Origin of the sequence: Mesorhizobium sp. M1295, assembly GCF_040318135.1 — a bacterium.
GTDB lineage: Bacteria > Pseudomonadota > Alphaproteobacteria > Rhizobiales > Rhizobiaceae > Mesorhizobium.
This window is the reverse complement of the sequence record NZ_JAMYLU010000005.1, coordinates 118,318-144,724: the sequence shown is the minus strand read 5'-3', so window position 1 is coordinate 144,724 and position 26,407 is coordinate 118,318. Positions and strand designations below refer to the sequence as shown.

30 protein-coding genes are annotated in these 26,407 nt (G+C 63.4%); 12 read left to right on the top strand and 18 right to left on the bottom strand.

Annotation, left to right across the window (positions count from 1 at the left end; all coding sequences use genetic code 11):
- Positions 1-5 precede the first annotated feature (5 nt).
- From NKH29_RS10020 to NKH29_RS10000, 5 genes are all read right to left on the bottom strand, one after another.
- Entirely contained in the window at positions 6-1,310 is a 1,305-nt protein-coding gene (locus tag NKH29_RS10020; RefSeq protein WP_023718786.1) for a M24 family metallopeptidase, read from the bottom strand.
- Positions 1,311-1,602: 292 nt separating this feature from the next.
- A complete protein-coding gene (locus NKH29_RS10015; protein WP_352481347.1) occupies positions 1,603-2,580 on the bottom strand; it encodes a GlxA family transcriptional regulator in 978 nt (325 codons plus the stop codon).
- 162 nt (positions 2,581-2,742) lie between these two features.
- Positions 2,743-3,924 (bottom strand): cystathionine gamma-synthase, encoded by a 1,182-nt coding sequence (locus tag NKH29_RS10010; protein WP_352481346.1) that lies wholly within the window; start codon positions 3,922-3,924, stop codon positions 2,743-2,745.
- Positions 3,921-5,345 (bottom strand): pyridoxal-phosphate dependent enzyme, encoded by a 1,425-nt coding sequence (locus NKH29_RS10005; RefSeq protein ID WP_352481345.1) that lies wholly within the window; start codon positions 5,343-5,345, stop codon positions 3,921-3,923. The genes NKH29_RS10010 and NKH29_RS10005 overlap by 4 nt, the downstream gene beginning before the upstream one ends.
- A 416-nt stretch (positions 5,346-5,761) precedes the next feature.
- Positions 5,762-5,929 (bottom strand): hypothetical protein, encoded by a 168-nt coding sequence (locus NKH29_RS10000; RefSeq protein ID WP_352481344.1) that lies wholly within the window; start codon positions 5,927-5,929, stop codon positions 5,762-5,764.
- A gap of 172 nt (positions 5,930-6,101) precedes the next feature.
- Between NKH29_RS10000 and NKH29_RS09995 the strand changes: the two genes are divergently transcribed.
- Positions 6,102-6,431 (top strand): hypothetical protein, encoded by a 330-nt coding sequence (locus NKH29_RS09995; RefSeq protein ID WP_023718782.1) that lies wholly within the window; start codon positions 6,102-6,104, stop codon positions 6,429-6,431.
- Positions 6,428-7,075 (top strand): cysteine hydrolase family protein, encoded by a 648-nt coding sequence (locus NKH29_RS09990; protein WP_352481343.1) that lies wholly within the window; start codon positions 6,428-6,430, stop codon positions 7,073-7,075. The genes NKH29_RS09995 and NKH29_RS09990 overlap by 4 nt, the downstream gene beginning before the upstream one ends.
- Positions 7,076-7,186: 111 nt before the next feature.
- Here the strand turns inward: NKH29_RS09990 and NKH29_RS09985 are convergent, their stop codons facing one another.
- The 3 genes from NKH29_RS09985 to NKH29_RS09975 all read right to left on the bottom strand — a co-directional run bounded on the left by NKH29_RS09985 (position 7,187) and on the right by NKH29_RS09975 (position 9,739).
- Positions 7,187-7,537: a winged helix-turn-helix transcriptional regulator gene (locus tag NKH29_RS09985; RefSeq protein WP_352481342.1), complete on the bottom strand. Its 351-nt coding sequence runs from the start codon at positions 7,535-7,537 to the stop codon at positions 7,187-7,189.
- Between the two features lie 338 nt (positions 7,538-7,875).
- The gene (locus NKH29_RS09980) at positions 7,876-9,225 is read right to left on the bottom strand and encodes an FAD/NAD(P)-binding protein (RefSeq protein WP_352481341.1); all 1,350 of its coding nucleotides are present in this window, start codon (positions 9,223-9,225) and stop codon (positions 7,876-7,878) included.
- A 61-nt stretch (positions 9,226-9,286) separates the two neighbouring features.
- A complete protein-coding gene (locus NKH29_RS09975) occupies positions 9,287-9,739 on the bottom strand; it encodes an RrF2 family transcriptional regulator (protein ID WP_352592220.1) in 453 nt (150 codons plus the stop codon).
- A gap of 843 nt (positions 9,740-10,582) precedes the next feature.
- Here NKH29_RS09975 and tauA point away from each other — a divergent pair.
- The 4 genes from tauA to NKH29_RS09955 all read left to right on the top strand — a co-directional run bounded on the left by tauA (position 10,583) and on the right by NKH29_RS09955 (position 13,516).
- Entirely contained in the window at positions 10,583-11,596 is a 1,014-nt protein-coding gene (tauA, locus tag NKH29_RS09970; protein ID WP_352481339.1) for a taurine ABC transporter substrate-binding protein, read from the top strand.
- Between the two features lie 75 nt (positions 11,597-11,671).
- Positions 11,672-12,445 carry a taurine ABC transporter ATP-binding protein gene (locus NKH29_RS09965; RefSeq protein WP_352481338.1) on the top strand — a complete coding sequence of 258 codons (774 nt, stop codon included), beginning with the start codon at positions 11,672-11,674 and terminating at the stop codon, positions 12,443-12,445.
- On the top strand, positions 12,442-13,308 hold the full coding sequence (locus NKH29_RS09960) for an ABC transporter permease subunit (protein ID WP_352911768.1): 867 nt from the start codon (positions 12,442-12,444) through the stop codon (positions 13,306-13,308). The genes NKH29_RS09965 and NKH29_RS09960 overlap by 4 nt, the downstream gene beginning before the upstream one ends.
- A 19-nt stretch (positions 13,309-13,327) precedes the next feature.
- On the top strand, positions 13,328-13,516 hold the full coding sequence (locus NKH29_RS09955) for a hypothetical protein (protein WP_023718773.1): 189 nt from the start codon (positions 13,328-13,330) through the stop codon (positions 13,514-13,516).
- Between the two features lie 59 nt (positions 13,517-13,575).
- Here the strand turns inward: NKH29_RS09955 and NKH29_RS09950 are convergent, their stop codons facing one another.
- Entirely contained in the window at positions 13,576-13,761 is a 186-nt protein-coding gene (locus tag NKH29_RS09950; protein WP_023718772.1) for a hypothetical protein, read from the bottom strand.
- A 304-nt stretch (positions 13,762-14,065) separates the two neighbouring features.
- Between NKH29_RS09950 and NKH29_RS09945 the strand changes: the two genes are divergently transcribed.
- From NKH29_RS09945 to NKH29_RS09935, 3 genes are all read left to right on the top strand, one after another.
- Positions 14,066-14,425, top strand: coding sequence for a septal ring lytic transglycosylase RlpA family protein (locus tag NKH29_RS09945; RefSeq protein WP_352481336.1), 360 nt, complete (start codon positions 14,066-14,068; stop codon positions 14,423-14,425).
- Between the two features lie 253 nt (positions 14,426-14,678).
- Complete coding sequence (locus NKH29_RS09940) at positions 14,679-15,956, top strand: polyhydroxyalkanoate depolymerase (RefSeq protein ID WP_352481335.1); 1,278 nt, start codon at positions 14,679-14,681, stop codon at positions 15,954-15,956.
- Positions 15,957-16,168: 212 nt separating this feature from the next.
- A complete protein-coding gene (locus NKH29_RS09935) occupies positions 16,169-16,786 on the top strand; it encodes a transglutaminase-like cysteine peptidase (protein ID WP_023718769.1) in 618 nt (205 codons plus the stop codon).
- A gap of 9 nt (positions 16,787-16,795) precedes the next feature.
- On the opposite strand, the gene NKH29_RS09930 is transcribed toward NKH29_RS09935, so the two are convergent.
- From NKH29_RS09930 to NKH29_RS09915, 4 genes are read right to left on the bottom strand one after another with little or no spacing between them, the layout of a single operon-like run.
- Complete coding sequence (locus tag NKH29_RS09930) at positions 16,796-17,164, bottom strand: helix-turn-helix domain-containing protein (RefSeq protein ID WP_352495417.1); 369 nt, start codon at positions 17,162-17,164, stop codon at positions 16,796-16,798.
- A gap of 38 nt (positions 17,165-17,202) precedes the next feature.
- Entirely contained in the window at positions 17,203-17,739 is a 537-nt protein-coding gene (locus NKH29_RS09925) for a Smr/MutS family protein (protein WP_352481333.1), read from the bottom strand.
- Complete coding sequence (gene mltA / locus NKH29_RS09920; RefSeq protein ID WP_352481332.1) at positions 17,736-18,842, bottom strand: murein transglycosylase A; 1,107 nt, start codon at positions 18,840-18,842, stop codon at positions 17,736-17,738. Before mltA ends, NKH29_RS09925 begins: the two co-directional genes overlap by 4 nt.
- A 23-nt stretch (positions 18,843-18,865) precedes the next feature.
- Entirely contained in the window at positions 18,866-19,573 is a 708-nt protein-coding gene (locus tag NKH29_RS09915) for a Tim44/TimA family putative adaptor protein (protein ID WP_023718765.1), read from the bottom strand.
- 198 nt (positions 19,574-19,771) lie between these two features.
- Here NKH29_RS09915 and NKH29_RS09910 point away from each other — a divergent pair, with 198 nt between their 5' ends.
- Positions 19,772-20,263, top strand: a complete 492-nt coding sequence (locus tag NKH29_RS09910; RefSeq protein ID WP_023718764.1) for an FxsA family protein — start codon at positions 19,772-19,774, stop codon at positions 20,261-20,263.
- Between the two features lie 113 nt (positions 20,264-20,376).
- A complete protein-coding gene (gene secB, locus NKH29_RS09905; protein WP_023718763.1) occupies positions 20,377-20,877 on the top strand; it encodes a protein-export chaperone SecB in 501 nt (166 codons plus the stop codon).
- 271 nt (positions 20,878-21,148) lie between these two features.
- Here secB and dnaQ read toward each other — a convergent pair whose 3' ends face one another.
- From dnaQ to NKH29_RS09880, 5 genes are all read right to left on the bottom strand, one after another.
- On the bottom strand, positions 21,149-21,868 hold the full coding sequence (gene dnaQ, locus NKH29_RS09900; protein ID WP_023718762.1) for a DNA polymerase III subunit epsilon: 720 nt from the start codon (positions 21,866-21,868) through the stop codon (positions 21,149-21,151).
- 84 nt (positions 21,869-21,952) lie between these two features.
- On the bottom strand, positions 21,953-22,555 hold the full coding sequence (coaE, locus tag NKH29_RS09895; protein WP_352592217.1) for a dephospho-CoA kinase: 603 nt from the start codon (positions 22,553-22,555) through the stop codon (positions 21,953-21,955).
- Entirely contained in the window at positions 22,552-23,394 is an 843-nt protein-coding gene (locus tag NKH29_RS09890; RefSeq protein WP_352481330.1) for a shikimate dehydrogenase, read from the bottom strand. The genes coaE and NKH29_RS09890 overlap by 4 nt, the downstream gene beginning before the upstream one ends.
- A complete protein-coding gene (locus NKH29_RS09885; protein WP_023718759.1) occupies positions 23,387-23,986 on the bottom strand; it encodes a Maf-like protein in 600 nt (199 codons plus the stop codon). Before NKH29_RS09885 ends, NKH29_RS09890 begins: the two co-directional genes overlap by 8 nt.
- A gap of 169 nt (positions 23,987-24,155) precedes the next feature.
- A complete protein-coding gene (locus tag NKH29_RS09880) occupies positions 24,156-24,974 on the bottom strand; it encodes a pyruvate, water dikinase regulatory protein (protein WP_023718758.1) in 819 nt (272 codons plus the stop codon).
- 401 nt (positions 24,975-25,375) lie between these two features.
- On the opposite strand from NKH29_RS09880, the gene hemE reads away from it, so the two are divergent.
- Positions 25,376-26,404, top strand: a complete 1,029-nt coding sequence (hemE, locus tag NKH29_RS09875; protein ID WP_352481328.1) for a uroporphyrinogen decarboxylase — start codon at positions 25,376-25,378, stop codon at positions 26,402-26,404.
- Positions 26,405-26,407: the final 3 nt, after the last annotated feature.

Sequence of the window (26,407 nt, the reverse complement as noted above, 5' to 3'; positions counted from 1 at the left end):
AGCACTCAAACGTGCCTGTCAAGGAAATCGTCCTCATAGGGAAAGCGCGACAGGAGTTCGGTGCCGGTCTCGGTGATCAGGATCTCGTCCTCCAGCTTGACGCCCTCGCGGCCGCCCTTTTCGCCGATATAGCTTTCGACGCTGACCACCATGCCGGGCACGATGACACCGTCGCGGCCATAGGTCTCGTAATCCATGGCATGCGCGATGAACGGCGTCTCGCCATGCATGCCGACGCCGTGCATGACCGAGGTGTAGCGCTGGTCGACGAAGCGGTCCGGGATCTTCCAGGCCTTTTCGGCAATCTCGCGAAACGCCATGCCCGGCTTGACGACCCCGATGTTGTGCTGAACCTGATCGTGCGCCATGCGGTAGAGCGATCTCTGATAATCGGTCGGCTTGCCCGGGCCGCAGCGGAAGGTGCGCGAAAAGTCCGAATAATAGCCGTAGCAGCCGATCGTGTCGGTATCGAGCGCCAGAAGTTCGCCCGGCCTGATCTTGCGGCCGCTCGCCTCATTGAACCATGGGTTGGTGCGCTGGCCCGAGGTCAGCAAACGGGTTTCGATGAATTCGCCGCCCTGGCGGATCACCTCGCCATACATGATGGCGAACAACTCGTTTTCGGATACGCCGGGCTTGATCGCCTCGCGCACCGCATAGACCGCAGCCTCGGCGCCAGCCATCGACACCTGCAGGCATTTTACTTCCTCTGGCGTCTTGACCGCGCGCACCGCCAAAATCTCGCCCTGGCAATCCCGGACGTCGCAGCCGCGCTTTTCCAACGCCAGTGCCTGCAGATGGCTGCAGCGGTCGAGCCCGAGCTTCATCGAGCCGCCGCCATGCGCCTTGAGCAATTCGGCGATCTCATCGGCGAACGGGCCGGCTGTTTCGTCGTCACGGCCCGACACCGAAGACCAGACCAGCTTCGACGGCCGCGCCTCGTCGATCGTGTCGAGCACCATCGAGACATGGTAGCTCTGCGGATATTCGAACAACACGATCGGCCCTTCGGTCGGGATGAAGAAGTAGCGCGTCGAGTTGCGCAGGAAATAGCCGAACATGTTGCGCGAGCCGGTGGCGTAGCGCTGGTTGTAGGGGTCGAACAGCACGACGCCGCCATAGCCGGCCTCGCGCATCCACGCGCGCAGCTTGACCAGTCGCCCCTTGCGCAGCGCGTCGGCATTGATGAAGGACGGCTCGGTATCCGACAACCACATGCCGCCGGCCGGATCGGCCGCAGCCGGATGCCGCATGCGGTCCTTGAAGTCAACGTCCTCGGTGCTGTCGGGGTCGAAAACGACGATGCTCATGGGTGCCTCCTGGAAGCGAGACCATGGAGCAAAGGACGTGCGGGCGTTGTGCGGAAAACCGCAAATGTTGTGCTGGATGCCGTAGACAGGCTGGCCGGACAGCACCCCCCTCTGGCCTGCCGGCCATCTCCCCCTCAGGTGGGGAGATTGGACGTCACTTCAGCTTTCGCCAATCTCCAAAGTTGTCGAGTGAGCTTTGCTTGCGAAGCTACCAATCTCCCCCCTTGAGGGGGAGATGGCCGGCAGGCCAGAGGGGGGTGGGCGGGAACTCAGCGTGGAGCGATTAACGCCGCTAGTGCCTCCTCATCACCTTCGGCGCGTGGCCATGCTCCTCCCGGAACGCGCGGGCAAAGCTCGACATCGAGGCGAAGCCGCAGGCCAGCGCCACGTCGCGCACCATCAGCGTCGAATGCGCCAGCAGGTCGGCGGCGCGCTTGAGGCGCAGACGGCGGTAGTAGCCGTTGGGCGAGATGCTGAGTTCGGAGCGGAAATTGCGTTCGAGCTTATCGGAGGAGACGCCGAGCTTGTTGGCCAGTTCCGCCATGCCGAGCCGCTCTTCGACCGCATCCTCCATGATGGCGATGGCCGACAGCACCAGTTCGTTCTGCACGCCGGTCCGCAGCCTGAGCGGCATCAGCTTGCGGTCGACGCTGGAGCGCAGCGGGCTGTGCACGAACCATTCGGCGACGCCGGCCGCAAGCTCGGCGCCATAATCGTTGGTGATGATCTCCAGCATCATGTCGAGACTGCCGACGCCGCCGGCCGAGGTGAAGCGCTTGCGGTCGATGACATAGAGATCGCGCCTGAGCTCGATATCCGGAAACGCTTCGATGAAAGCCCCCTGGCTGGTCCAGTGCAAGGTGCAGGCATGGCCGTCGAGCAGGCCGGCCCGAGCCAGGAAGAAGGCGGCATCCGCCACCGCGCCGATATGGGCGCCGCCGCGCAGGCTCCTGCGGATCCAGCTCACCGCATCGTGCGCGACGAGATGATCGGCATCGCCGCCCGAGCAGACGACGACACGATCGACCTTCGGCGCGTCATGGGCGGCAAAGCCGGGCTGGATGACGACGCCATTAGAAGCCTCGACCGGGCCTTCGGTGGCGCCGACGATTATCCAGCGATAGCAGTTCCGCTTCGCCAGCACGTTGGCGGCGCGGAGCGGCTCGATCACCGAGCTGAACGCCATCATCGGAAAGCCAGGGAAGACCAGGACGGCGAAGGTGAGAGGGGCTTCGCTTGCCGTCGGTTGGTTGCGTTGTCGGTTGTTCATAGCTTCCGGAGCCGGGAGGATCGGGTCGCTACAATTCAGGCAGAATTGGCCTGGGTCAACGGAATAGCGTGCGGGGCGCGACACAGAACAATTGTCGCTTGTCGGTGATCCTTCACCCCCCTCTGTCCTGCCGACGTCTCGCAAGGTTTCTTGTTACCGGGCTCAACTCGCCAGCGCCTGATCCAGATCCGCAATCAGATCGTCGCCATCCTCGATGCCGGCCGACAAGCGCACCAGCGAATCGGATATCCCGATCTCCGCGCGTTTTTTCGCCGGGATCGAGCCGTGCGTCATCAGTGCGGGGTGCTCGATCAGGCTTTCGACGCCGCCGAGGCTTTCGGCCAGCGTGAACAGTTGCGTGTGCTCGAGGAAGCGCTTGGTGCCGGCGAGGTCGCGGTCGAGCTCGATGGTGATCATGCCGCCGAAGGCGTGCATCTGCCGCCTGGCGATGGCGTGCTGCGGATGGCTGGGCAGGCCGGGATAGATAACACGGCGGATGTCGGGGCGGCTTTCCAGCCAGTGCGCGATCTTCTGGCCGTTCGACGAATGACGCTCCATCCTCAGCGCCAGCGTCTTCAGGCCGCGCAGCGCCAGGAAACTGTCGAATGGCCCGGAAATGGCGCCGATGGCGTTCTGCAGGAACTTCAGCCGATCGGCGAGATCCTTGTTGTCGCCGACCACGGCGACGCCGCCGACCATGTCGGAATGGCCGTTGAGGTATTTCGTCGTCGAGTGAACAACGATATCGATGCCGAGCTCCAGCGGCCGCTGCAGATAGGGGCTGCAGAAAGTGTTGTCGGCGACCGACAGCACGCCTTTGCGCCTGGCCAATGCCGCGACGCCTTCGAGATCGACGACACGCAGCAGTGGATTGGTCGGCGTCTCGACCCAGAGCAGCTTGGTTTCCGGGCGGATCGCCGCTTCGACCGCGGCAAGATCAGTGAAGTCAACGAAGTCGACCTGGAGGTTGGCCGAGCGCTTGCGCACCCGCTCAAGCAGCCGAAACGTGCCGCCATAGATGTCGTCGGTGGCGACGATGTGGGCGCCGGAATCGAGCAGTTCGAAAATAGTGGCGATCGCCGCCAGCCCCGAAGCGAAGGCGAAGGCGGCTGTGCCGCTTTCGAGGTCGGCCACAGCGCGCTCGAAGGCAAAGCGGGTCGGGTTCTGGCTGCGGGCATATTCAAAACCCTTGTGCACGCCCGGGCTCTGCTGGCCATAGGTCGAGGTCGCGTAGATCGGCACCATCACCGCGCCCGTCGTCGGGTCGTGGCTCTGGCCGCCATGGATGGTGCGCGTCGAGAAGGCGAGGCGGTTCCTGCCCGATACGGTGGCTTTGACGGTCATCGGGCGCGCCTCAGATGGTTGATCAGGTCGATACGGGTTATCAGGCCAATGAATTCGTCGCCATCGAAGACGATAGCGACCTCGTTGCGGTCGAACACCGGCAGCAGCGCATCCAGCGTCTGGCTGGCCTGCAGCGTGTGCAGGGTAGAGGTCATGGCCGTACTGACCGGGGCCTTGAAGCGGTCCCAGCGGCTGTCATAGGGGCCTTCGACCTTGGCCAGGATATCGCTTTCGTCGATGATGCCGACGAGCTTGCCCTCGTCCAGCACCGGCAGCTGCGAAACATCCGAGCGGCGCATGCGGCCATAGGCGTTGAGCAGGCTTTCGTCGGGGCCGACATACACGGTGTCGCCGGTGCGATGCGAGCGCATCACCAGATCGCGCAAATCGCCATGCTGCTCCTGCTCGGCAAGGCCCTGTTCGGCCAACCAGAAGTCGTCGAACACTTTCGACAGATACTTGTTGCCGCTGTCGCAGACGAAGGTGACGACGCGCTTCGGCACGGTCTGCTCGCGGCAATAGCGGAGCGCCGTCGAAAGCAGCGTGCCGGAAGACGAGCCGGCGAGGATGCCTTCCTTCGAAAGCAGGTCGCGCACCGCCAGCATGCTCTGCTTGTCGGGGATGGAATAGGCCTTCCTGACCAGCGACAGATCGGCATTGGGCGGGACGAAATCCTCGCCGATGCCTTCGACGGTCCAGCTTCCGGCCTCTACCATCTTGCCGGTCTTGATCAAAGGCGCCAGCACCGAGCCGACCGGATCGGCCAAAATCATCTCGGTCTTCGGCGAGACTTTCGCGAAATAGCGGCCGAGCCCGGTCAGCGTGCCGCCGGAGCCGACACCGACGACAACCGCGTCGACGTCGCCTTCGAGCTGTTGGAAGATTTCCGGTCCGGTCGTGGTTTCATGAGCCAGCGGATTGGCCGGGTTGGCGAACTGGTTGGCATAGAAGGCGCCGGGCAGCTCGACGGCGATCTTTTCGGCCATGTCCTGGTAATATTCGGCATGGCCCTTGCCGACATCGGAGCGCGTCATGCGCACTTCGGCGCCGAGCGCGCGCAAATGCTGGATTTTTTCGCGGGACATCTTGTCGGGAACGACGAGGATGATGCGGTAGCCCTTGGGGATGCCGACCTGGGCGAGGCCGAGACCGGTGTTGCCGGCGGTCGCCTCGACGATGGTGCCGCCGGGCTTCAGTCTGCCCTGTTTTTCGGCGGCGGCAATCATCGACAGCGCGATGCGGTCCTTGATCGAGCCGCCGGGATTCTGGCTTTCGAGCTTGATGAACAGCCGGCACTTGCCGATGTCGAATTTGGTCAGCTCGACGACCGGCGTCTGCCCGATCAGATCGAGAACCGAGGCATAGGGCGGGCGCAAGCGGGACGATGCGTCGTCCGGTGCCACGATCTTGTGCTTGCTCATGTCAGATGCTCCGTTGCCAGAATGAGCAACCGCCCTGGAAGACGGCAACCTACCGTCTTTTCCAGCCGTTTGCAGTTGTAAAGAAGATAGATCGTGCCAATCCGGCCGCCAGCAGGGGAATGGAATTTCGCGAAAGCTTCGCCAGCCTCGAGGCTGGGCAAAAGATTTGCAGAACCTGCTTAGGGTTCAGGCGATCGCGGCCTGGGCTTCGATCTCGATCAGAAAATCCGGATTACCGAGGCCGGCGACGCGCAGCACTTTGATGATCGGGGCACGCCGCGGTTTGCCCAGAAGGCCATCCAGGCGCCGAAGGCCGGCCCTATGTCCAGGTCGCCGGCGATATAGACCGAGAGGCTGACGAGGTCTTCAGGCTTTGCCCCACCGGCTTCGAGCACCTTTGCCAGGTTGGAGAGCGCCTAAGCGGTCTGCGCAGCGAGATCGTCCCTGGCGACGATCCGGCCTTGCGCGTCGACCCCATTCTGGCCGCCGACCAGCACGATGCGCGCGGATGGCGGCAGCGACACGCCTTGCGAATAGGCCGGGTTGCTGTGCATGCCCTCGGGGTTCAGCCTTTCGATGGTCACTGCGCTTTTCCTCCTCAGCGAAAACTATACCGCGGCCGCCTGGCCGTCCGTAGGGTCGCACGGCACAGAACGGCAATCGTGCGGCCGTTTCAACGCACCATCTCGTTCGTTGCCGCCGCTGATTCCGCCATGCTACCCGGCGCTGGTCGAACAGCAATGCAAGGAATGGCCGATGAAGATTCTTGCCTATGACAATTTCAAGCCCGGCGTCACGCTCGACGACCTGCGGCCTTATTTGCGCGACGAAGTGTCGAACGTCTGGCGGCTCTGGAAGGCGGGGATCGTGCGCGAGAATTATGCGCGCGGCGATATTGGCGGCGTCATCATCGTCTTCGAGCTCGACAGCGTCGCGGAAGCGCGGCGCTACACCGAGGACTTCCCGCTGTCCAAGGCCGGGCTGCTGGAATGGCACTTCATCGCCTTTGACGCGCCATTGCCGCTGGAATTCCTGTTCGACCCGACCGTCGACATCGCCAAGCCGTGGGACCGGACGGCGGCATGATCCGGTCGCGCGACGGGATCGAAATCCCGGCCAGCCTGGCTGAGTGGTGCGATCCGCGCCGCACGGCGCTGGTGGTCTACGACATGCAGGTCGGCATCTGCCGCCAGGTGGCCGGCGCCGCCACCATCGTCGAGCGCACCGGCACGGTGCTGGAAGCGGCGCGCGTGGCCGGAATGCGGGTGGCGTTCACGCGCCATCTGTCGCTGCCGCGCAAATGGATGGGCGCGACGCAGCTGCGCACCGCCATGGCCTGGCAGCGGCGCGACAGCCCCGACACAGTTGAGCCGTGGTTCCCGCGCGACGCCGAAGCGACGCGGATCGTGCCCGAGCTGGAACCCCGCGATGACGAGGCGGTGTTCGACAAGCTCACGATGTCGGCCTTCGATTCCACCGCGCTCGGCTTTGCCTTGCGCGATTGCGGCGTGCGCACGATAGCGCTCGCAGGCATCGCCATGGAGATCGGCATCGAGCCAACCGTTCGCCAGGCGACCGACAATGGCTTTGTCGCCGTGGTCATCGAGGATGCCTGTGGCTTCGGCAACCGCGAGGCGCGCGACCGCTCGATGGCGACGCTACGCTTCCTCGGCGAAGCCGTTGTCACCGATGTCGCCAGCTTCTGCAGCGCGCTTGCCGGACCGGGTTGAGGACAGTCGGCTTGCTAGAGCGATCCACCCTTTCACGCAAACGTCGAACCGCTCCATCACTTTGTCTCGCAATTGCGGACAGAAAACCGCTCCGCGCTTCCCGGAATTGATCTAGGTGGCTGCGCTATCGGTGCGAAAACGCACGCCCTCGGCGCGGCCATGCACGCTTCCCCAGTCGTAGAGCGCCTGGAGCGCGGCGGCGAGATCTTCACCGCGCCCGGTCAAGGCGTAGCGCCCCTTGCCGTCGGGCGACATCTCGAGCGTGACGAAGCCGATCTCGACAAGCTCGGCCAGGCGCTGCGTCAGCATCTTGTCCGAGAGCGAGGGGATCAGCCGGCGCAGGTCGGAATAGCGCATCGGCTGTTCCTTGACGTGCGCCAGGATCACCGTCTTCCATTTGCCGCCGAGCGCGTCGAGCGCGAACTCGACCGGGCAGCCGTAGAGTCTTCCGCGTTGGGTCATGCGCCATGGTAGGCAAGGCATGGTGACGACGGAAGCAGAATTCGCCCGGTCATCTGGCCAGGGGTCGCGGCTCACGGCCTCGCCGGCCACAAAATCCAGGGAGGAGAACGAAGATGAGCGTACGCGACGCCAATCCGGTCAACGCGCAACAGCCGAAACGTGTGGCGATCGTCATCGCCAACCCGGCTGTCTCGACCACCACGGGCTGGCCGGTCGGCTTCTGGCGGAGCTAGCTCCCGCACCCCTGGTTCGCCTTCACCGCGAGGTTATGCGGTCGAGATCTTTTCACCCAACGGCGGCGGTCTTGCATCCGAAATTGCGTCAAGACAAAGGGGGCCTTATCCGAGCAATCGCTTGCTTAGCCGCGCACACTGCACGCGAATATCGGGAATGGCGTCGATCTCGAAGAAGGTGCCGCGCGTCAGCGGCCCGACCGCCAAAATCTTGGCCGATACTGTGCCATCGCCGGCGATGACCTCGCAGTCCGCGGTCACATCGAGGCCGAGCCGCAGCGGATCCGGCCGTGCCAGCCCACGGTCGACCAGCGACCGCACCACGCTGTTCGAGGTGGTCGAGATATCCCTGGCGATGCCGGTGCAATCATAGATGCGGGCGACATCGAACCTTTCGAGGCGCTGCGTGTGGCGGGACTGGACCTCTACGGTGTAGCCTGCGGCGATGTCGACGATGCGGCCGGCGACAAGCCGGATGCGGCCGGCCTGCACCGCCTCCGTAACGCGGGCGTAGACTTGCGGCGCCATGCGATGGCGGTGGATGTCCCACCACGCCTTGGTGTGCTCGACAAAGCGGCGCTTGGCCGAGGACGGCCAGTTCTGCCAGATCTTCTGGTTGAAGGGCCTCAGACCGTCGACGACGTCGCGCCAGTCGATGCCGGCCTTCTGGTTTTCCCGGATCAGGTCGCGGAACCAGCCGACGAAATAGGAAAGCTGGGTGCCGAGCGGGATATCGGCAACGTCGAGCTTGATGGGATTGCCCTTGCGATGCGGCGAAGGCAGCAGGCCGCGCCGCGACACCGCGACGATCGCGCCGCGATGACCGCGCTGCTCGAGCGACAGAAAGGCATCGACCATGCTCAACCCCGTGCCCAGCACCAGGACTCGGGCTTCGGGGTCGAGCGCGCTGTCGGCCTCGGATCCCATCCTGATCGCGTGGCCCTGCCCCGCCCCCGGCTCCTCGTCATGGCCGGTCGCCAGCACGGCAAGATGCGCAACCACGCTGGTGCCGTTGGCCAGCGCCACCTCGACGCCGGACGCGGTCGGCGAGATCGACAGGCTCTCCTCGCGGATCAGGCGCAGCCGGCCCGTCTGCTGCTCACGCGCCTCGAGTTCGTCGAGCAGCTCCTTGAGATAGCGGGCGTAGACGCTGCGCGGCGCATAGACCGGTGCCTGTTCCGGCGTTGCCAGGCCGCGTTCAAGTAGCCAGCGCGAGAAATTGCCGGGATCGTCGGCATAGGCGCTCATGCCCAACGCGCTGACATTCAGCACATGGGCTGAGAGCAGCGTTGAATAGGCCATGCCTTGCCCAAAATGCGGGCGTTTTTCGACCAGGCTGACGCGGAGATCGGGATTGGGCGACTTCAGCAGATGCGCGGCAAGCACGACGCCGCTGGCGCCGCCACCGACAATGATGATCGAAGTTGGAATGATCGAATTTGCGCGTCCGGTCATGCGCGCACCAATTGTCTTGGGAGCCATTGGTTCCGGAATTCTCGGGTCAGGCTTTGTTGATTCAGGCCTGGATTTTCAACGGCACCGAAAGGTCTTCGTCGCCGGCGATGTCGCGCATCTCGGCGAGGCTGCGCTGGTCCAGCACCTCGGCGATGGCCTGCCGGACCTCCAGCATCAGATGTCGGACTTGGCATGTCGCCTCGTTGCAATCTTCGCAGCGCTGATACTGGGTGCGGCTGGCGCAAGGAATGGGGGCAAGTGGCCCGTCGAGCACGCGCACGACGTGCCCGACCTTGATCTCGTCCGCTGGGCGCGCCAGGCGATAACCGCCCTCCTTGCCCTTGCGGCTCTGGACGAAACCGGCATTGCGCAATTCGCCAAGGATGGCATCGAGGAACTTTTTCGGAATATTGTTTGCGCGGGCGATGTCGTTGACGAAGGCGAGCTGTCCAACCGGCAGGCGCGCCAGATGAACGAGCGCCTTGAGGCCGTACTTACCTTTTTTCGTGAGCATAACCCGAACGTTTCTCTGTCATGCGATGACCCAAGGCCATCGGTTGCGAAACGCCTGGCGTGCCTCCCCGCCGCGTCCAAGCTGTCACTACAGATAAATTCTAGTGACATGATATACAAGCCAAGAAACGTTGATTTTGTTTCGTTTTCAAGCCGCAATGGCCATTTTGGCCGGGGCTTGTGGCCCTACGAGCACAGGAGCCGCCGCCAATGGGACACCGGCAAACTGGCCGGCGACAGGAATGTCCCGACCGGCCGACAGCAGCTTCTGTCCCTGAATTTGAAGGCCAAAGCATGCCGCGCGCGGCAACAAGGAGGGTGGCGTCGCTCATCGTCCTCTCCAATCCTTCAATGTCCATAAGAATACTAGACTTAACCCCGAGCACAGGAAATTCACTTTCAATTGTTCGGCCGTTCGCAGCATGGATTTGCCGGTGACCGGGCCAAAACGGAAAATTCTTGTTTGCGGCTGATGGCGCGCAATCACCGGTCGCCCCAACGGACAGCGAAGCCAGAGGCGAGGTGGAGCCAAGAAGGCAATTGAGGTGCTGCGCCATTGTTCAAAGCAGCGACGCAGCGGAGACCCGAGGATCGATGCCGCTATACTGACCAATGAATGCAGATCCAATAGTGCGCGCCATTCCGTCTCTGTTTCGGCTGACCTGACCGTCAACAGACCTTAGGCCGAGGCCCGCTGCAGCCGCCATATCCGCCTTCGCGCCGCGCCACTGACGGCTTTTTTCTAACAAGACGGCAATGGTTGGAAGGATTTAACTCTACAAGCTTATAGACTTAGCTGACTATGAGGGAGCGATCCGATTTTTCTCTTTTCAAGGAGCCTTTCATGTCCACTATTTCGCGACGCGTCGTTCTCCTGTCCTCGGCGGCTCTGGCTGGTGCCGGCTTTCTCGGCCCAGCCCATGCGAAGGACCTCAAGATCACTATCGGCTACCAGACGGTCGTCGAACCCTCGAAGGTGCCGCAGGCCGACGGCGCCTATGAGAGCGCGACCAAGGCGGCAATCGACTGGCGGAAATTTGATTCCGGCGCCGACGTGATCGCCGCCGTCGCTTCCGGTTCGGTCGACATCGGTTATGTCGGCTCGAGCCCGCTGGCGGCGGCGGCGAGCCGCGAGCTTCCCATCCAGACCATCTTCATTGTCGGGCTGATCGGCGAATCCGAGGCCCTTGTCGCCCGCAACGGCGCCGGCATCGAGAAGGTCGCCGACCTTGCCGGCAAGAAGGTGGCGGTACCCTTCGTCTCGACGACGCATTACAGCCTGCTTGCGGCGCTGAAGCATGAGGGTGTCGAGCCGAAGTCGGTCGATATTCTCAATCTGCGGCCACCGGAGATCGCGGCGGCATGGGCGCGCGGCGACATCGACGCCGCCTATGTCTGGGATCCGGCACTCGGCCAGATCAAGACGTCGGGCAAGGTCGTGCTGGATTCCTCGCAGGTCGCCGCCTGGGGCGCGCCGACTTTCGACGCCTGGATCGTGCGCACCGACTTCGCCGAAAGGAACCCGGAGGCGGTGCGCGACTTCGTCAAAGTGACGGGCGCTGCCTATGCCGAATTCCTGGCCAAGCCGGATCAATGGTCGGTGTCCTCGCCGCAAGCGGCCAAGATCGCCAGGATCACCGGGGCCAAGCTCGAAGACGTGCCGCAACTGCTGAGGGGCTATGTCTTCCCGACGCTCGAGGAGCAGGCCTCGGACAAGTTCCTCGGTGGCGGCACGGTCAAGGCAGTCGAGGCGACGTCGGCCTTCCTCAAGGAGCAGGGCAAGATCGACGCCGTGCTGCCGGATTATTCGAAATACGTGTCGTCGAAATATGTCGGCGAGGCGCTTGCCTCGAATTAGCGACCGCTCAATGCGCGCGTCCTCCCTTCCCTGACGCGCGCGTTGCCTGCAGATTCAGAATATCGGCGACGCCACATGACGCATCTCCTGCTCGACAAAGTCTCGATTCATTATGAAGGCCAGCCGGCGCCGGCCGTCGAACGCGTGTCGATTGACGTCGCCAAGGATGACTTCGTTGTCCTGGTCGGCCGCTCCGGCTGCGGTAAGACCTCGCTGCTCAATGTCGCTGCGGGCCTGGTCGAGCCTGTGCGCGGCAGCGCCACGGTAGGCGGCAGGCCGATCACGGCGCCAGGCTCGGACCGCGCCGTCGTGTTCCAGAACGACGCGCTGTTTCCGTGGCTGACCGCGCGGGAAAATGTCGCCTTTGCGCTCAGGCTGCGCGGCGTCGGGCCAAGTGAACGGGCGCGGCGCGCCGATGCGCTGCTGGCGCTGGTGAAGCTCGACGGTGCCGGCGACAAGCGCATCTGGGAGCTTTCCGGGGGCATGCGCCAGCGCGTCGGCCTGGCCCGGGCGCTGGCGGCCGAGCCGCAATTCCTGCTGCTCGACGAGCCGCTGGGCGCGCTCGATGCGCTGACACGGGAACGCATGCAGACAACGCTGCTCGATCTGTGGACGGCAAGCAATGTCGGCGTGCTGATGGTGACGCACGGCATCGAGGAAGCGCTGGTGCTCGCAACCCGCATCATTGTGCTGGCTCCCGACCCTGGGCGGGTGGTGCGGAGTTTCGAAACCGGCTTCAGCCGGCGCTATGCAGCCGGCGAGGCCATTCGCAGCATCAAGGCCGATCCCGCCTTCGCCGCGGCGCGCGGCGAGCTGACCGATGCGATCTTCGAAGGAGAGGCAGCATGACCGTTACCTCCTATACCGAGCGGCCGCAGCGCTCCAAGGCCGACGACGGAGCCGACGCGCTGTCCGTGCCATGGTCGCGGTCGCGGCCGAGACGCAGCCGCGTTTCGGCCCGCATGGTCAGCGCGATCACTGTTCTGGTGGTGCTGGCGGCGTGGGCACTGTCGGCCCGCCTGCAATTGGTGTCGCCGGTTTTCCTGCCGTCGCCCGTGGCAGTCTGGAACAAATTTGTCGTCGTCGCCCGTGACGGCTTTGTCGACGCGACGCTGCTCCAGCATATCGCCGCCAGTCTGTGGCGGGTATTTGCAGCGCTGATCGCGGCCGTTTTCGTCGGCGTTCCCATCGGGCTGGCTATCGGCATCAGCATCATAGGGCGCGGCATCTTCGATCCGCTGCTCGAATTGCTGCGGCCGATCCCGCCGCTGGCCTATCTGCCACTAATCATTATCTGGTTCGGCATTGGCGAGCCGTCCAAGATCCTGGTGATTGCCATCGCCATGCTGGCGCCGGTCGCGCTGTCGACGGCATCGGGTGTTCGCGGCGTCTCGCAGGAACGCATCAATGCGGCACGCGCGCTTGGCGCGACCCGCACGCTGCTTGTCCGGCACGTGATCCTACCCAGCGCACTGCCCTCGATCCTGACCGGCCTGCGCATCGCGCTTGGCGCCGGCTGGTCGACGCTGGTTGCCGCCGAGCTGGTGGCGGCGACGCGCGGGCTCGGCTTCATGATCCAGTCCGCCGCCCAGTTCCTCGTCACCGACGTGGTGGTGATGGGCATACTGGTGATCGCGGCCATTGCCTTCGTGCTCGAATTCATCATCCGCAGGATCGAGCGGGTGCTCGTCCCGTGGGCGGGGCGGGAGTGACCGGATCGGAGACGTGACGATGCCCCATTCCACCGCTGTGCTGCTTGCGCGTTTCGGCCATTGGCTCCGCCTGATCAAGGCCGGAGACAAACAGCCGCCTGAGGACGAACGCAAAGCGCCGACGCCGGTGCATCTGGACGCGGAGCGCAACCGCTTACCGCCGCGCGACGAAAGTTTCTACTGGGGCTGGCAATACTGGTCGCGGTGACCGGCCGCCACAGGTCCGCTGTGCGCTGCTCTGGCGGGAGCCTGAGGATCGACGCCTGCTCAAACGCGCGAACGGTTCGCCCAGGCCAGGCCGGCCAAGCCAACCAGCGCGGTGACGATGCCGACATAGAGCCATTGCGACTGGCCGGTCATGAAGCTGCCGCCGATAAGGCCGATGCCTTGCAATGACCACAGCACGCCGATGGCGAGCACAATCAACGCCAGCAGATTTTTGATCAATCTCATTGCTAAAACTCCTTTCCAAGTCGATCATCGGCCGCGCTCCTGCCGGAATGGAACAGCGAAAGAAGCGGCCCGGTCAGGCCAACTTCTACTTAGATGCAAATCTCTGATCTTGTGCAAGACGTGCTGAGGTCGATGCGAAGATCATCAAAGAAGCTGTGCCTTGCTGCGGAAACTCTCTGACAAATTGTTTCGCACCGACTCCAAACGTGTAACATTGTCATGGAACCGACAGATCATTGCCGCATTTGCTGCCTCATTCGCCTCTAACCGCTGCGGGTCTGTCAACGGAGCCAGTCCCCAACACATGAACAAAAGCAACCAGACCGCGCTTGCCGCGGCCATGATCGCGGCTGGCCTGATGGTCGGCGCATCCACTGCCAGCGCCGCCGCTCAGTGCGGCCGTGCCTCCTGGTACTCACTGCATTCCAGAACCGCTTCCGGCGAACGCATGAACCCGTCGGCGCTGACCGCAGCGCATCGCAGCCTGCCGTTCGGCACCAAGCTGAAGGTGACCAACCGCAACAATGGCCGCAGCGTCGTCGTGCGGATCAACGATCGCGGCCCGTTTATCAGGGGCCGCGTGCTCGATCTGTCGAAGGGCGCCGCCAGCCAGCTCGGCTTCATCAGCTCGGGCCATACCGCCGTCTGCATGGCACGCGTCTAACAGTCAGAGCGCCAGGCCGGACACCTCCTCCGACGATCGCACCGATAGGCGTACCCTTGGCTACGCCTTCGCAGGTGCACATTGAGCCGGCTGTTGCCGTTGAAGGCGGATTCCCAACATCTTGGACGAAAGAATGAGCATAAATCACGCAAGTTGACGTATTGCATCGCAGCAAATTGTTGCTAACCTCCCGCAAGACAAGGCTCGGCGCTGCTCGTCGGCCCTTCGATCGCAGTCGGCAGCGGGGTTCTCGATGTTCTACCAGCTTTACGAACTGAACCATGCCGCCTTGCAGCCGGCCCGCCTCTATGCCGATGCGGTGCGCCTGTTCTACTCCAATCCGCTCAATCCGGTTTCACACACGTCCTGGGGCCGCTCGGTCGCGGCAACGGCCGAATTGTTCGAACGCACGACACGCCGCTACGGCAAGCCGCAATTCGGCCTGACCAAGACCGTGGTCGACTGGAAAACCGTCGAGGTCAGCGAACGCACCGTCTGGTCGCGGCCGTTCTGCAATCTGGTCCGTTTCGAGCGGGCTGTCCCGGCCGGGCGCCGGCCGGATCCGAAGCTGTTAATCGTCGCACCGATGTCGGGCCACTATGCGACGCTGTTGCGCGGCACGGCCGAGGCGATGCTGCCCTATGCGGACGTGCATATCACCGACTGGGTCGACGCCCGGATGGTGCCGCTTGCCGACGGCAGCTTCGACCTCGACGACTATGTCGACTACATTGTCGACATGCTGCATGCGCTGGGACCCGACACCCACGTGATGGCAGTGTGCCAGCCGTCGGTGCCGGTGCTGGCGGCGGTGGCGCTGATGGAAGCCAAGGGCGATCCTTTCGTGCCCTCGACGATGACGCTGATGGGCGGCCCGATCGACACGCGCCGCAACCCGACGGCGGTCAATTTGCTGGCCCAGGAAAAGGGCATCGACTGGTTCCGCGACAACGTCATCATGCGCGCGCCCTGGCCGGTGCCGGGCTTCGGCCGCGAGGTCTATCCCGGTTTCCTGCAGCTTTCGGGTTTCATGAGCATGAACCTGGATCGCCACATCATCGCCCACAAAGACTTCTTCATGCACCTGGTGAAGCATGACGGCGACAATGCCGAGAAGCACCGGGAATTCTATGACGAATACCTGGCGGTGATGGATCTGACGGCAGAATTCTACCTGCAGACCGTCGATACCGTCTTCGTCCGCCAGGCCTTGCCCAAGGGCGAAATGACGCATCGCGGTGTGGCGGTCGACCCTTCGGCGATCCGCAATGTCGCCCTGTTCACCGTCGAGGGCGAGAACGACGACATCTCCGGCCTTGGCCAGACCAAGGCGGCGCACGACCTCTGCATCAACATTCCGGCCGACAGGCACGCCCATTACATGCAGCCGGCGGTCGGCCATTACGGTGTGTTCAACGGCTCGCGCTTCCGCTCCGAAATCGTGCCGCGCATCGTCGATTTCATTACCAGCTACGGCCGCCAGAACCGTGTTGCGGTGAAGCCCAAGCTGGTCAGGACCGGCAAGAAATAGGCGACCAGCGATGATGCCCGTCAATCCGCATCAGGTCGGTCAATGCCAAAATCATCGGTTGGCGGGGCCGTGCGGCCGGTCGACCTGTTGCACAATAGTCGCGTTGGCGCCACGCAGGTAACCATGCCGCAAAAATCAATCCATCCTCATAATTGACACCGACTGTAAATACCCCTTAACGTTTCGTTAACAACAAGGGACAAGCGGGGACAATGATTTCCTCACCAATGGCGAGAACGCTACGCCTGTGCGCGCTGGCTGGACTTACTGTGGCGGCAGGTTGGGCCAGTTCGGCCTCGGCAGCCAGCCCGATGATAACAGGTGGTCCGACGTCGCAGCCGATCGGCCATTATGATTTCTGCAAGACCTACCCGTCGGAATGCTCGATCCGCCCGAAGGATCTGTCGCCCGCCAGCATGACCGGCTCGCTGTGGCGCAAGCTGCTCAGCGTCACGGTAAAGGTCAACGCCGCCGTCAAGCCTGAGAGCGACTTCGACATCTACGGCAAGGACGAGGTCTGGGCCTATCCCGACAAGGGTGTCGGCGACTGCGAGGACTATGTCCTGGAAAAGCGCCGTGAGCTGAACCGGCTGGGCGTCTCGTTTGCCGATCTGCTGATGACCGTCGTGCGCAAGCCGGATGGCGAAGGCCACGCCGTGCTGACGGTGCGCACCGACAAGGGCGACTACATCCTCGACAATCTGACCGACCAGGTCCGTTCCTGGGACCAGACCGGCTATCGTTTCCTCAAGCGGCAGGCGATCGACAATACCGGCCGTTGGGTCTCGATCCGCGGCGGCCAGCAGGTTCTGGTCGGCTCGGTCCAGTAACAAAGCAACTCATTTCGGCCGGTTCAGCGCAGCGCGGAGCGACGCAATGATGCGGCGAAGCTCGGCTTCGTCGAGCTTTTCGATGTTGTCGGCCAGGAGATTGGCAAGCTCGGTCGCCGCCGGGCTAAGGCCGGACGTGTCGAGCCTGACGCGCGGATGCGAGGTTTGGGCCAACCGCGCCAGTTCCTCGGCGTCGTCCCAAATGATGTTGAAATAGCCGATGATCTTCTGGATCAGCGTCCAGCTCGGCGCACCGCGGCGGCCGTGTTCGAGCGCCGAGAGATAGGCTGCGCTGACGCCGATCGCCTTGGCCATGTCCTTCTGGGTGACGCCGCGCTCGTTTCGCAGCACGCGAAGCTTTTCGCCGAACGGGGTCACGAGCACATCCTCATTGGCGCATCCTCATGGGCGCATCCTCAAGAGCGCGCCCGCCGCAGACGGACGTAAAGCGCGCCCGAGCCGCCATGATTGCGGGCGGCATGGTCGTGGCTGGAGACAAGGGGCCGGAAGGCGGGCGTCGACAGCCATGACGGCACGGCGCGTCGCAAGACGCCGTCGCCGCCCGACGAAGAGCCCTTGCCGGTGATTACCAGGACATAGCGGATGCCGCCGGCATGCGCCCGGTGCAGGAAGGAAAACAGCAGCGAATAGGCTTCGTCCTGGGTCAGGCCATGCAGGTCGACGCGGCCCTCGATCGGCAGCCGGCCCTTCGACAGCTTGTCCAGCGTCGGTTCGTCGAGTGCGTGGGAAACATGCTGCGCCTTCGGTTTCGCGACCGCGGCAGCATTGCCCGCGACCTGTGCCGGCGGCGGCACCTGCCTGGTTTCGTCGATCTCCGGCCCAAGCTTGGGAATATCGACGGCGATCTTGCCCTTCAGCGGCTTTGCCGTGCGCGCCACCAGGTTCCACAGGACCCGGTCGTCCTCGCTCAGCCTGTCGATGCGCCGGGTCATCGGTCTGCTCCTGAAACCAGCGGCCGGGGGATCAGCGCATAAAAATCGGCGGCGTTGCGGATAACGCCGGCGATCTCGCCGGCCGCATCGCCCGACCCAGCGAACAGATCGCCGCGGGCCGGCCCGATGATCGCTGAGCCGGTGTCCTGTGCGATCATCAGCCGCCGGAACGGTTTTTCGTCGAAGGCGGTCAGCGACGGCGCATCGATATGGAAGGGCGTGCCGAACGTGTGCAGCAGCCGGTCGACGGCGATCGAGCGGCAGGGTGTCAGCGGCACCTTGGCGGCAGCGACCGGGCCGAGCTCCGGGTCGTCGACGCCCATCTCGCGGAAGAAGATGTAGGAGCGGTTGCGCCAAAGGATCTCGTCGACGCGCTCCGGACGCGCCTTGAGCCAGGCACGGATCGACTGCATCGTCACTTTTTCCAGCGGGATCTCGCCTTCGTCGCTCAGGATCTTGCCCGGTCCGGTAAAGCGCTGGCCGGATTTGGCGGCATAGGTGACGCGGCAAAGCTCCCCGTCGGTCATGTTGAGCCGCGCCGCGCCCTGCACGTGGATGAAGAAGGCATCGACCTTGTCGGCGAGCCAGGCGATTTCCAGGCCTTGTCCAGCGAGCGCGCCGCGTTCGATCTCGCCGCGGTCGAAATATTCGACCGGGTCGTTCGGCGCCGCACGAGCGAAGGCAAGATAAGGATCCATGCCGGAAGGACGATTGCCATCGTCGATGTCGACAAGGTCGGCCGGGCGGGTTAGCAACGGCACCGAAAATCGTCGCGTGCGCACCGGCGAGGCGTCGACCTCCGGCTCGTAGAAGCCGGTGACGAGGCCTGGGCCGCCGTTTTCCGCCCCTATATGGGCCGGCACAAAGTAGCGCTCGAAGAAGCTTCGGGCCTCCAACCGATTCGCCGGCGAAACGGTGCGCGCTGCGGCATAGGCTTCGGCAAAGGCGCCGAAATCGACGCCGAGCGCGCCGGAGCGGTAGGGTTTCGTCAGGACATGAAAGGCCGAGCGGCGAAAGGCGTCAAAGGCAGGGAGTTGGTCGTCCTCGTCCCAGCCCGGCAATTCGCCAAAGGACTTTTCGCTGAAGACTCGAGAAAGCGACACGACAGCCCCCGCCGCCGTCCAGTTCAGTCTTCTTCTTCGGTGGCGACGAGCTTCCAGTTCGGATCGCGCGAGCGCGCGTCACGAGCGAAGGTCCAGACGTCCTTGACCTCGGCGACGGTCTCGGGATCGCCGTCAATGACGGCGCCGGCCTTGTCGCGGGTCGCTGAAATCAGTTCGCTGACAATGCGCAGCGTGATGTGCGCCTCGCTGCCCTTCATCTCGGCCGAAACGATGTCGGCCTTGTCGATGCCGACGAAGGAGGACTGGATTTTTTCGGCTTTTGCCTCGCGGTCGCCGATGGCCGCGACAAAGCCGTCATAGACCTCGCGCGACAAAAGGTTCTTCAAGGTTTTGCGGTCGCCATCGGCGTAGGCCATGACGATCATCTCATAGGCCATCTTGGCGCCGTCGACGAAGGTCTTCGGGTCGAAGGTCGGATCATTGTCCTTGATCGCCCGCAGGCCCCGGTTGAGATCTGTGTCGGGCTTGGCAAAGGCGTCGATCGCCGTATAGGCATCGGCCGCCGGCTCTCCCGCCAGCCGCTTGCGCGGCAGCGAAACCACGTTCTCGGGTTTCTGGGCGGCATCCTTGTCGTTCTTGCGCCCTGCCGTATATGGATCGAAGGGCGGGCGTTCGTTGCCCGTGCGTCGGCCAAGCACGTTGCGCAGCTGGAAGAAGATCACCACCGCCGCAATCAGAAAGAAAATTGTGCCGAAGTCGAAGAAGCCCATATCTTGCGCCAATCAATCCCTGCTTTGGCCGGACCAGCGGCCAAGCAAGGGCCGCGATCACATAGCGTTCAGTATCCAAAGCATATAGAACGCATGGCGCAATCATTCAAATCAAAGGCAGCCATACCTATCTAACAGCTCTGGTGCCAGCGGCGATTGCTCGCCGGCCGGCAAAACATCGAAACGATCGGTCAAGATTTGCGTATCTCGCTGCTTCCCCTGTTTGTTCTTGCGCTTCCGCTGCTGGAGATAGCCGGTTTCGTCATTGTCGGCCGCCAGATCGGCGCGCTGGCGACGGTCGGGCTGGTGCTGGCCTCGAGCGTCGCCGGCGCCTTGCTCCTTCGACACCAGGGTTTTGGCGTCATGGCCAGGGTCCGTGCCGAAATGGATGCCGGCCACGATCCGAGCCGCCAGCTTGCGCACGGCGCCATGATCGTTCTGGCCGCGATCCTTTTGATCATCCCCGGCTTCATCTCGGATATTTTCGGCATTCTACTGTTCCTGCCACCGGTGCGCGATCTTGCCTGGCGGATGCTGAAAGGCCGCATCGTGCTGGCCACCGATTTCGGCGTTGGTTTGCGGGCAAGGCAACGCGGCAAGACCATCGATCTCGACGACGGCGACTATTCGCGCGCCGACGACCATGCGCGCGGGCCTGACTCTCCCTGGCGCCGCCTCAAGGACGAGTAGCCGCAAGGCAACCGGCGTCTTTTGCAAACTTGTCTTGTCGTGCCGGCCATGATAGCGAACGCCCGAATTTCAATCCGGTCAGCAACGCTGCCCAGGCAAAAGGATCACAGCTTATGGCCAGCAACGACGACGCCCCGACCGGCGCAGCCAACGGTAATGGAAATGCGGAGCAGCCTTCGCTCAACGTGCTTGCGCAATATGTGAAGGACCTGTCCTTCGAAAGCCCCGGCGCGCCAAACTCGCTGCGCGGCCGCGACAAGGCCCCCGGCATCGCCATCAACGTCAACGTCAACGCCAACCCGCTTTCGGACAAGCAGTTCGACGTCAATTTGACGCTGAATGCCAAGGCATCGTTCGACCAGGAAGTGCTGTTCAATGTCGAACTGGTCTATGGCGGCGTCTTCTCCATCAGCGGCTTCCCGCAGGAGCACATGCTGCCGATACTGTTCATCGAATGCCCGCGGCTGCTGTTCCCGTTCGCCAGGCAGATCATTGCCGAGGCAACGCGCAATGGCGGCTTCCCGCCGCTGATGCTCGACCCGATCGATTTCGCGCAGATGTTCCAGCAGAAGCTGGCCGAGGACCAGGCCGCCGCCAAGGTCAAGGTGAGCTGAAGGCGTTTGTGTCTCGATAGCGTTTGAGAAACCCGGCCTTGCGCCGGGTTTTTTTATGAGCCGCTGGCGGGACAGTGCCCCCTCTGGCCTTCCGGCCATCTCCCCCTTAAGTGGGGAGATCGGAACTTCACGTCAGCCTTCGCCAATCCTTCATCGTCGCAGGAATGAGCGAGGCGCTGGGACTGCCAATCTTTCCCACTGAGGGGGAGATGCCAAGTGGTGGCTAAAAGGGCAGGACAGAGGGGGCGACGGATCACTCCGCTCAAAATCACTATGCCGCGGAACTCGCTTCCCGGCCGATGCGCAGCCAAAGCGCCTTTTCGCCGAGGCTGCCAACCATGCCCGCGTGTGCTGCGCGCTCGGCATCGGTCAGGCGCGAGGGCAAGGCGATGGGCCTGACGCCGATCGAAATGTCGATATCGTCGACATTCTGTCGTCCGCCCGCCGGCGTCATGATGCTGTCGAGGATGAGGCTGGCCTGCTTGCCGCCGATAAGCTCGATATAGACCTCGGCCAGCAATTCAGAATCGAGCAACGCGCCATGCTTGGTGCGACGGCCATTGTCGATGCCATAGCGGCGGCAGAGCGCGTCGAGCGAATTGGGACCCATTGGATGCTTGCGGCGCGCCAGCGCCAGCGTGTCGACGATCCGTCCCGGATCGATGGCCGGATGACCAAGCCGGCCGAATTCGAGGTTGAGGAAGCCGATGTCGAAGCCGGCATTATGGGCGACCAGCTTGGCGCCGTCGATGAAGGCCAGGAACTCCTCGGCGATCTCCATGAAAGTCGGCTTGCCCTGAAGATCGGCGGCGCTGATGCCGTGCACGGCCTGCGCCTCGTGATGAATCGGGCGGCCTTGTGGGTTGATGTATTTGTGGAAGGTGCGGCCGGTCGGAAAGCGGTTGACCAGCTCGATGCCGCCAAGCTCGATGACGCGGTCCTCGCGCGTGTCGAGGCCGGTGGTTTCCGTATCGAAGATGATCTCACGCATCGAATCAGTCCATTGGTTCCGCGTCATTCTAGCCGAATCACACCCGGAACAAAATGGCAACAAGTAATGTGGGCTGCAAGCCTCTTAACCCGGACTGGCTGCTTTATCCCCGACTAGTTCGGCGACGATCGCATTGACAGCCGCGCGGGCGGCGTCAAAGCCCTGGCCGGTGTCGACGACGAAGTCGGCGCGCCGGCGCTTTTCGGCGTCGGGAACCTGCCTGGCCAGGATCGACGCAAACTTTTCCTCGCTCATGCCCGGGCGCGCCAGCACGCGGGCGCGCTGGATCTCGGCCGACGCGGTGACGACCACAACCTTGTCGACGCGATCGCGGCCGCCGGTCTCGAACAGCAGCGGTATATCGAGCACGGCAAGTGGCGCGCCGGCGGCACGATTTTGCGCCAGAAAGGCATCGGCGTCGGCACGGACCAGCGGATGGATGATCGCTTCCAGCCGTTTCAGCGCGGCGGCATCGCCGAGCACCCGTTCGGCCAACTTTGTGCGATCGACCGCACCGGATCGGGTGGTCCCGGGAAAGACCGCCTCGACCATGGGGGCGGCCTTGCCGGCATAGAGGCGATGCACCGCCTCGTCGGAATCATGGACCGGCACGCCGGCCTCGGCAAACATCTTTGCCGTGGTCGACTTGCCCATGCCGATCGATCCGGTGAGGCCGAGCACGATCATGGCTTCGCGCCGATATCGGCAATGATCATTTGCCGCAGTTCGGCGGTGACCTGCGGCCTGGTGCCGAACCAGCGCTCGAAGCCGGGCACCGCCTGGTGCAGCAGCATGCCGAGCCCATCGACGGTCTTGAGGCCGCGCGCGCTGGCTGCGGCGAGCAACGGCGTTTCCAGCGGAACATAAACGATGTCGGTGACGATGGCGCGGTCGGGCAGTCTGCCCGGATCGGCGGACAGGCCTTCATTGCCATGCATGCCGAGCGCTGACGTGTTGACCAGCAGGCCGGCATCTTCGAGCAACTCGCCGGTCGCCGCCATGCCATGGGCGGAGACGCCGGCACCGAAGCGGTCGCGCAGCTCCTGCGCCCTCGCAAGCGTCCGGTTTACGATGCGGATATCGTTGACGCCGCGTTGCTTCAGCGCATGGATGACCGCGCGAGCGGCACCGCCGGCACCGAGCACAACGGCCGGGCCGTCGGCCGCCCAACCCGATGCATACTCGTCCAGATTGGCGGCAAAGCCATGGGCATCGGTATTGCCGCCCCACAATTCGCCATCCTCAAACCACAGTGTGTTGACCGCACCGATTTGTTCGGCCGCGTCGTCGCGGCGCGCCGCCAATGCGAAGGCGGCCTCCTTGTGCGGGATGGTGACGTTGCCGCCGCTATAGCCTTGTGCCTGCAGCGTTTGCAGGAATTCGGCAAACGCTTCTGGCGCAACGTCAATGGCCTCGTAGACGCCGTCGATGCCGTATTTCGCCAGCCAGTAGCCGTGGATCTTCGGTGACCTGGAATGGCCGATCGGGTGGCCGGTGACGAAGGCTTTTTTCGAGGCCTCAGCCATCGATCGCCCCGAGCTCACGCAGCTTGGCCAGCACCGGCAAAAGCGGCAGGCCAACAATGGTGAAGTAGTCGCCCTCGATCTTTTCGAACAGCTGGATGCCCTCGCCTTCGATCTGGTAGGCACCAACGCTGGACAACGCCTTGGCGCCGACGCGCGCCAGATGGCGGCCGATGAAGGCCGGATCGAGCTTGCGCATGGTCAGGCTGGCGATGCCGACATGCCGCCACAGAACCTGGCCGTCACGGGCCAGCACGACGGCACTGTTGAGCTGATGCGTCTTGCCCGACAACGCCAGCAGATGACGGCGCGCGCCTTCCATGTCGGCCGGCTTGTGGAACAGCTCGTCGCCGAGCGACAGCGTCTGGTCGCAGCCGAGCACCAGGGCGCCGGGCTTGCGCTCACTGACTTCGGTGGCCTTGGCCTCGGCAAGCACCAGGGCGACGTCCTCCGGCGACACGCCACTATTTTGCAGCGGCGCCTCCAGCGCACGTTCGTCGACAGAAGCCGGAACCGCTTCGACCACAACGCCGGCATTGACAAGCAGCGCCTTGCGGAACGGGCTGCCCGAGGCAAGGATGATTTTTTCGGCCATTTTTTTCGCCCGTTTTCTGGCGCTCACTAGGGTGTGTCGAGATTCAGGTCAGGCCGCGCCGAGAGTGGTGGCTTCCGAGAACCGGAGCGGAGTGTACTTAAAGTACGTGAGCACCGGAAGCGCAGGAAGCCGCCGTTTGTAGGCCGGCATCACCTGAATATCACACGCCCTAGCGCGTCTTGCCGCGCAGGGCAACGATAGCCGCCGCCGTCTCCTCGATCGAACGGCGGCTGACATCGATCATCGGCCAGCCATGCCGTGTGCAGATCTGGCGGGCGTAGGCGAGTTCTTCGGCGATCGCGGCGCGGTCGACGTAATCGGTCGGCTCGTAGGCGCTGTTGCCGAGAACGCGGTTCTGCCGGACCTGGGAGATGCGCTCGGCAGTGGCGATCAGGCCGACGATCAGTGGCCTCCTGGCGTAGACCAGGCTTTCCGGCACCGGCACGCCGAGCACGATCGGGATGTTGGCGGTCTTGATGCCGCGATTGGCGAGATAGATGCTGGTCGGCGTCTTCGAGGTGCGTGAGATGCCGACAAGCACGATGTCGGCATCATCCATATTGGCCGGCAGCTGGCCGTCATCATGCTCCATGGTGAAATTGAGCGCGTCGATGCGGCGAAAATATTCGGCGTCCAGCACATGCTGGGCGCCGACGCGGCGGCCGGCCGGCGTGCCGAGATAGGACTGGAACACCGTCAGCACCGGCTCCAGTACCGAGACGCAAGGCAGGCCCATCGCCGCGCAGCGTTCATCGATGCCACGGGCAAGCTTCTGGTCGACGACGGTGTAGAGGATGATGCCCGGCTCCTCCTCGATGTCCTCGAACACTTTCGTCACCTGTTTTTCGGTGCGGATGAGCGGGTAGATGTGTTCGATGGCGCGCGCATCCTTGTATTGCGCGGAAGCGGCGCGGCCGGCGGCCAGCAGCGTTTCGCCGGTGGCGTCGGAAATCAGGTGAAGGTGAAAGAAGCTCTGCGGTTTGTTCACAGGATACATTCCAGGCTGTGGGCCGATGTGGATAAGCCGGGCGGAAAACTCGGCCACCGCCAAGCGACTGTATCAGATGCCGGTTTGTCCACAATTCGATGTGCTGTCGGCTTCTTCGGGCGGTTGGGGACAAGTCCGGGGACGGAGCTTTTTGCCTTCGCTTCATCCACAAGGGCAAGTTCCTTGGCCTGGCGGCAACGCATTGACTCCAGTCGGAAATTCCCGGCTTTCCACAAAGTCCTGCAATCCCGTTGGAGAAGCGCGCGACAATATGCTGGCTGGTCTTTTCCAGGGCAAAGCGGGACAGGAGACAACCACCACAACCAACAGACTCTTAGAATCATAAGATTCCTAAAAATAGAATATTTAATTATAGGGAAGCCTGGAAAGGCGAGCGCTCAATGCCTCAAGACCGGATCGTGCTGGACGTGTTGAGAGGCAAGGCAGCGTTTCCGCCGCCGCTCTGGATTATGCGCCAAGCCGGCCGCTATCTGCCGGAATACCGGGAGACGAGGAGACGGGCCGGATCGTTTCTCGATCTTTGCTACGACCCGGATCTCGCCGTCGAAGTGACGCTGCAGCCGATCGAACGCTTCGGCTTCGACGCATCGATCCTGTTTTCCGATATCCTTGTCGTGCCGCATGCGCTCGGCCGCGACGTGCGCTTCGAGGAAGGACGCGGCCCGCTGTTGACGCCGATCTCGGCTGCGGAGATCGAGGCTCTCGACGGCGAAACGTTTCACGTGAATCTCGAGCCGGTCTACGAGACGGTGCGGCGATTGCGCGCCAGACTGCCTGATGAAACGACGCTGATCGGCTTCTGCGGTGCGCCCTGGACGGTGGCGACCTACATGATTGCCGGCCACGGTACGCCCGACCAGGCGCCGGCCAGGCTGTTCGCCTATCGCGAGCCGGCGGCCTTTCTTCGGCTCCTGAAAGTGCTCGCCGATCATTCGGCTGCCTATCTGATCCGGCAGATCGAAGCCGGCGCCGACGTGGTGCAGATCTTTGATTCGTGGTCCGGCGTGCTCGACGAAGCGTCTTTCGAGTTGTTCTGCGTCCGGCCGGTGGCCGAGATTGTCCGGCAGGTGAAGGCTGTCCATCCCGACGTTCCGATCATCGGCTTTCCCAAAGGCGCCGGAGATCACTACCGGAGCTATCGCCAGACGACCGGCGTGACCGGGCTGGGCCTCGACTGGACCGTGCCATTGTCGACTGCGAAGGAATTGCAGCGTGACGGCGCCGTGCAAGGCAATCTCGATCCGCTGCGGCTGGTGGCCGGCGGCAAGGCGCTTGCCGACGGCGTGGGGGCGATCCTGAAGGTGTTAGGGGACCGGCCGCTGATCTTCAACCTCGGCCACGGCATCACGCCGGAGACGCCGCTCGCGCATGTCGAGCAGATGGTCAAACTGGTGCGGAGCGCGTCGTGACGA

Excerpts from the sequence above, each read along its gene's own strand:
- NKH29_RS09925 (WP_352481333.1), bottom strand. The coding sequence starts at position 17,739 with ATGACCCGGCGCATCGACAGGCTGAGCGAGGACGACCGGGTCCTGTGG.
- NKH29_RS09890 (WP_352481330.1), bottom strand. The coding sequence starts at position 23,394 with ATGGCTGAGGCCTCGAAAAAAGCCTTCGTCACCGGCCACCCGATCGGC.
- secB (WP_023718763.1), top strand. The coding sequence starts at position 20,377 with ATGGCCAGCAACGACGACGCCCCGACCGGCGCAGCCAACGGTAATGGA.
- coaE (WP_352592217.1), bottom strand. The coding sequence starts at position 22,555 with ATGATCGTGCTCGGCCTCACCGGATCGATCGGCATGGGCAAGTCGACC.
- NKH29_RS09980 (WP_352481341.1), bottom strand. The coding sequence starts at position 9,225 with ATGACCGGACGCGCAAATTCGATCATTCCAACTTCGATCATCATTGTC.
- NKH29_RS10015 (WP_352481347.1), bottom strand. The coding sequence starts at position 2,580 with ATGAACAACCGACAACGCAACCAACCGACGGCAAGCGAAGCCCCTCTC.
- NKH29_RS09990 (WP_352481343.1), top strand. The coding sequence starts at position 6,428 with ATGATCCGGTCGCGCGACGGGATCGAAATCCCGGCCAGCCTGGCTGAG.
- NKH29_RS10010 (WP_352481346.1), bottom strand. The coding sequence starts at position 3,924 with ATGACCGTCAAAGCCACCGTATCGGGCAGGAACCGCCTCGCCTTCTCG.
- hemE (WP_352481328.1), top strand. The coding sequence starts at position 25,376 with ATGCCTCAAGACCGGATCGTGCTGGACGTGTTGAGAGGCAAGGCAGCG.
- NKH29_RS09950 (WP_023718772.1), bottom strand. The coding sequence starts at position 13,761 with ATGAGATTGATCAAAAATCTGCTGGCGTTGATTGTGCTCGCCATCGGC.
- NKH29_RS09940 (WP_352481335.1), top strand. The coding sequence starts at position 14,679 with ATGTTCTACCAGCTTTACGAACTGAACCATGCCGCCTTGCAGCCGGCC.
- NKH29_RS09955 (WP_023718773.1), top strand. The coding sequence starts at position 13,328 with ATGCCCCATTCCACCGCTGTGCTGCTTGCGCGTTTCGGCCATTGGCTC.
- NKH29_RS09995 (WP_023718782.1), top strand. The coding sequence starts at position 6,102 with ATGAAGATTCTTGCCTATGACAATTTCAAGCCCGGCGTCACGCTCGAC.
- NKH29_RS09915 (WP_023718765.1), bottom strand. The coding sequence starts at position 19,573 with ATGGGCTTCTTCGACTTCGGCACAATTTTCTTTCTGATTGCGGCGGTG.
- NKH29_RS09975 (WP_352592220.1), bottom strand. The coding sequence starts at position 9,739 with ATGCTCACGAAAAAAGGTAAGTACGGCCTCAAGGCGCTCGTTCATCTG.
- NKH29_RS10020 (WP_023718786.1), bottom strand. The coding sequence starts at position 1,310 with ATGAGCATCGTCGTTTTCGACCCCGACAGCACCGAGGACGTTGACTTC.
- NKH29_RS10005 (WP_352481345.1), bottom strand. The coding sequence starts at position 5,345 with ATGAGCAAGCACAAGATCGTGGCACCGGACGACGCATCGTCCCGCTTG.
- NKH29_RS09960 (WP_352911768.1), top strand. The coding sequence starts at position 12,442 with ATGACCGTTACCTCCTATACCGAGCGGCCGCAGCGCTCCAAGGCCGAC.
- NKH29_RS09965 (WP_352481338.1), top strand. The coding sequence starts at position 11,672 with ATGACGCATCTCCTGCTCGACAAAGTCTCGATTCATTATGAAGGCCAG.
- NKH29_RS09885 (WP_023718759.1), bottom strand. The coding sequence starts at position 23,986 with ATGGCCGAAAAAATCATCCTTGCCTCGGGCAGCCCGTTCCGCAAGGCG.
- dnaQ (WP_023718762.1), bottom strand. The coding sequence starts at position 21,868 with ATGCGTGAGATCATCTTCGATACGGAAACCACCGGCCTCGACACGCGC.
- NKH29_RS09985 (WP_352481342.1), bottom strand. The coding sequence starts at position 7,537 with ATGACCCAACGCGGAAGACTCTACGGCTGCCCGGTCGAGTTCGCGCTC.
- NKH29_RS09945 (WP_352481336.1), top strand. The coding sequence starts at position 14,066 with ATGAACAAAAGCAACCAGACCGCGCTTGCCGCGGCCATGATCGCGGCT.
- tauA (WP_352481339.1), top strand. The coding sequence starts at position 10,583 with ATGTCCACTATTTCGCGACGCGTCGTTCTCCTGTCCTCGGCGGCTCTG.
- NKH29_RS09935 (WP_023718769.1), top strand. The coding sequence starts at position 16,169 with ATGATTTCCTCACCAATGGCGAGAACGCTACGCCTGTGCGCGCTGGCT.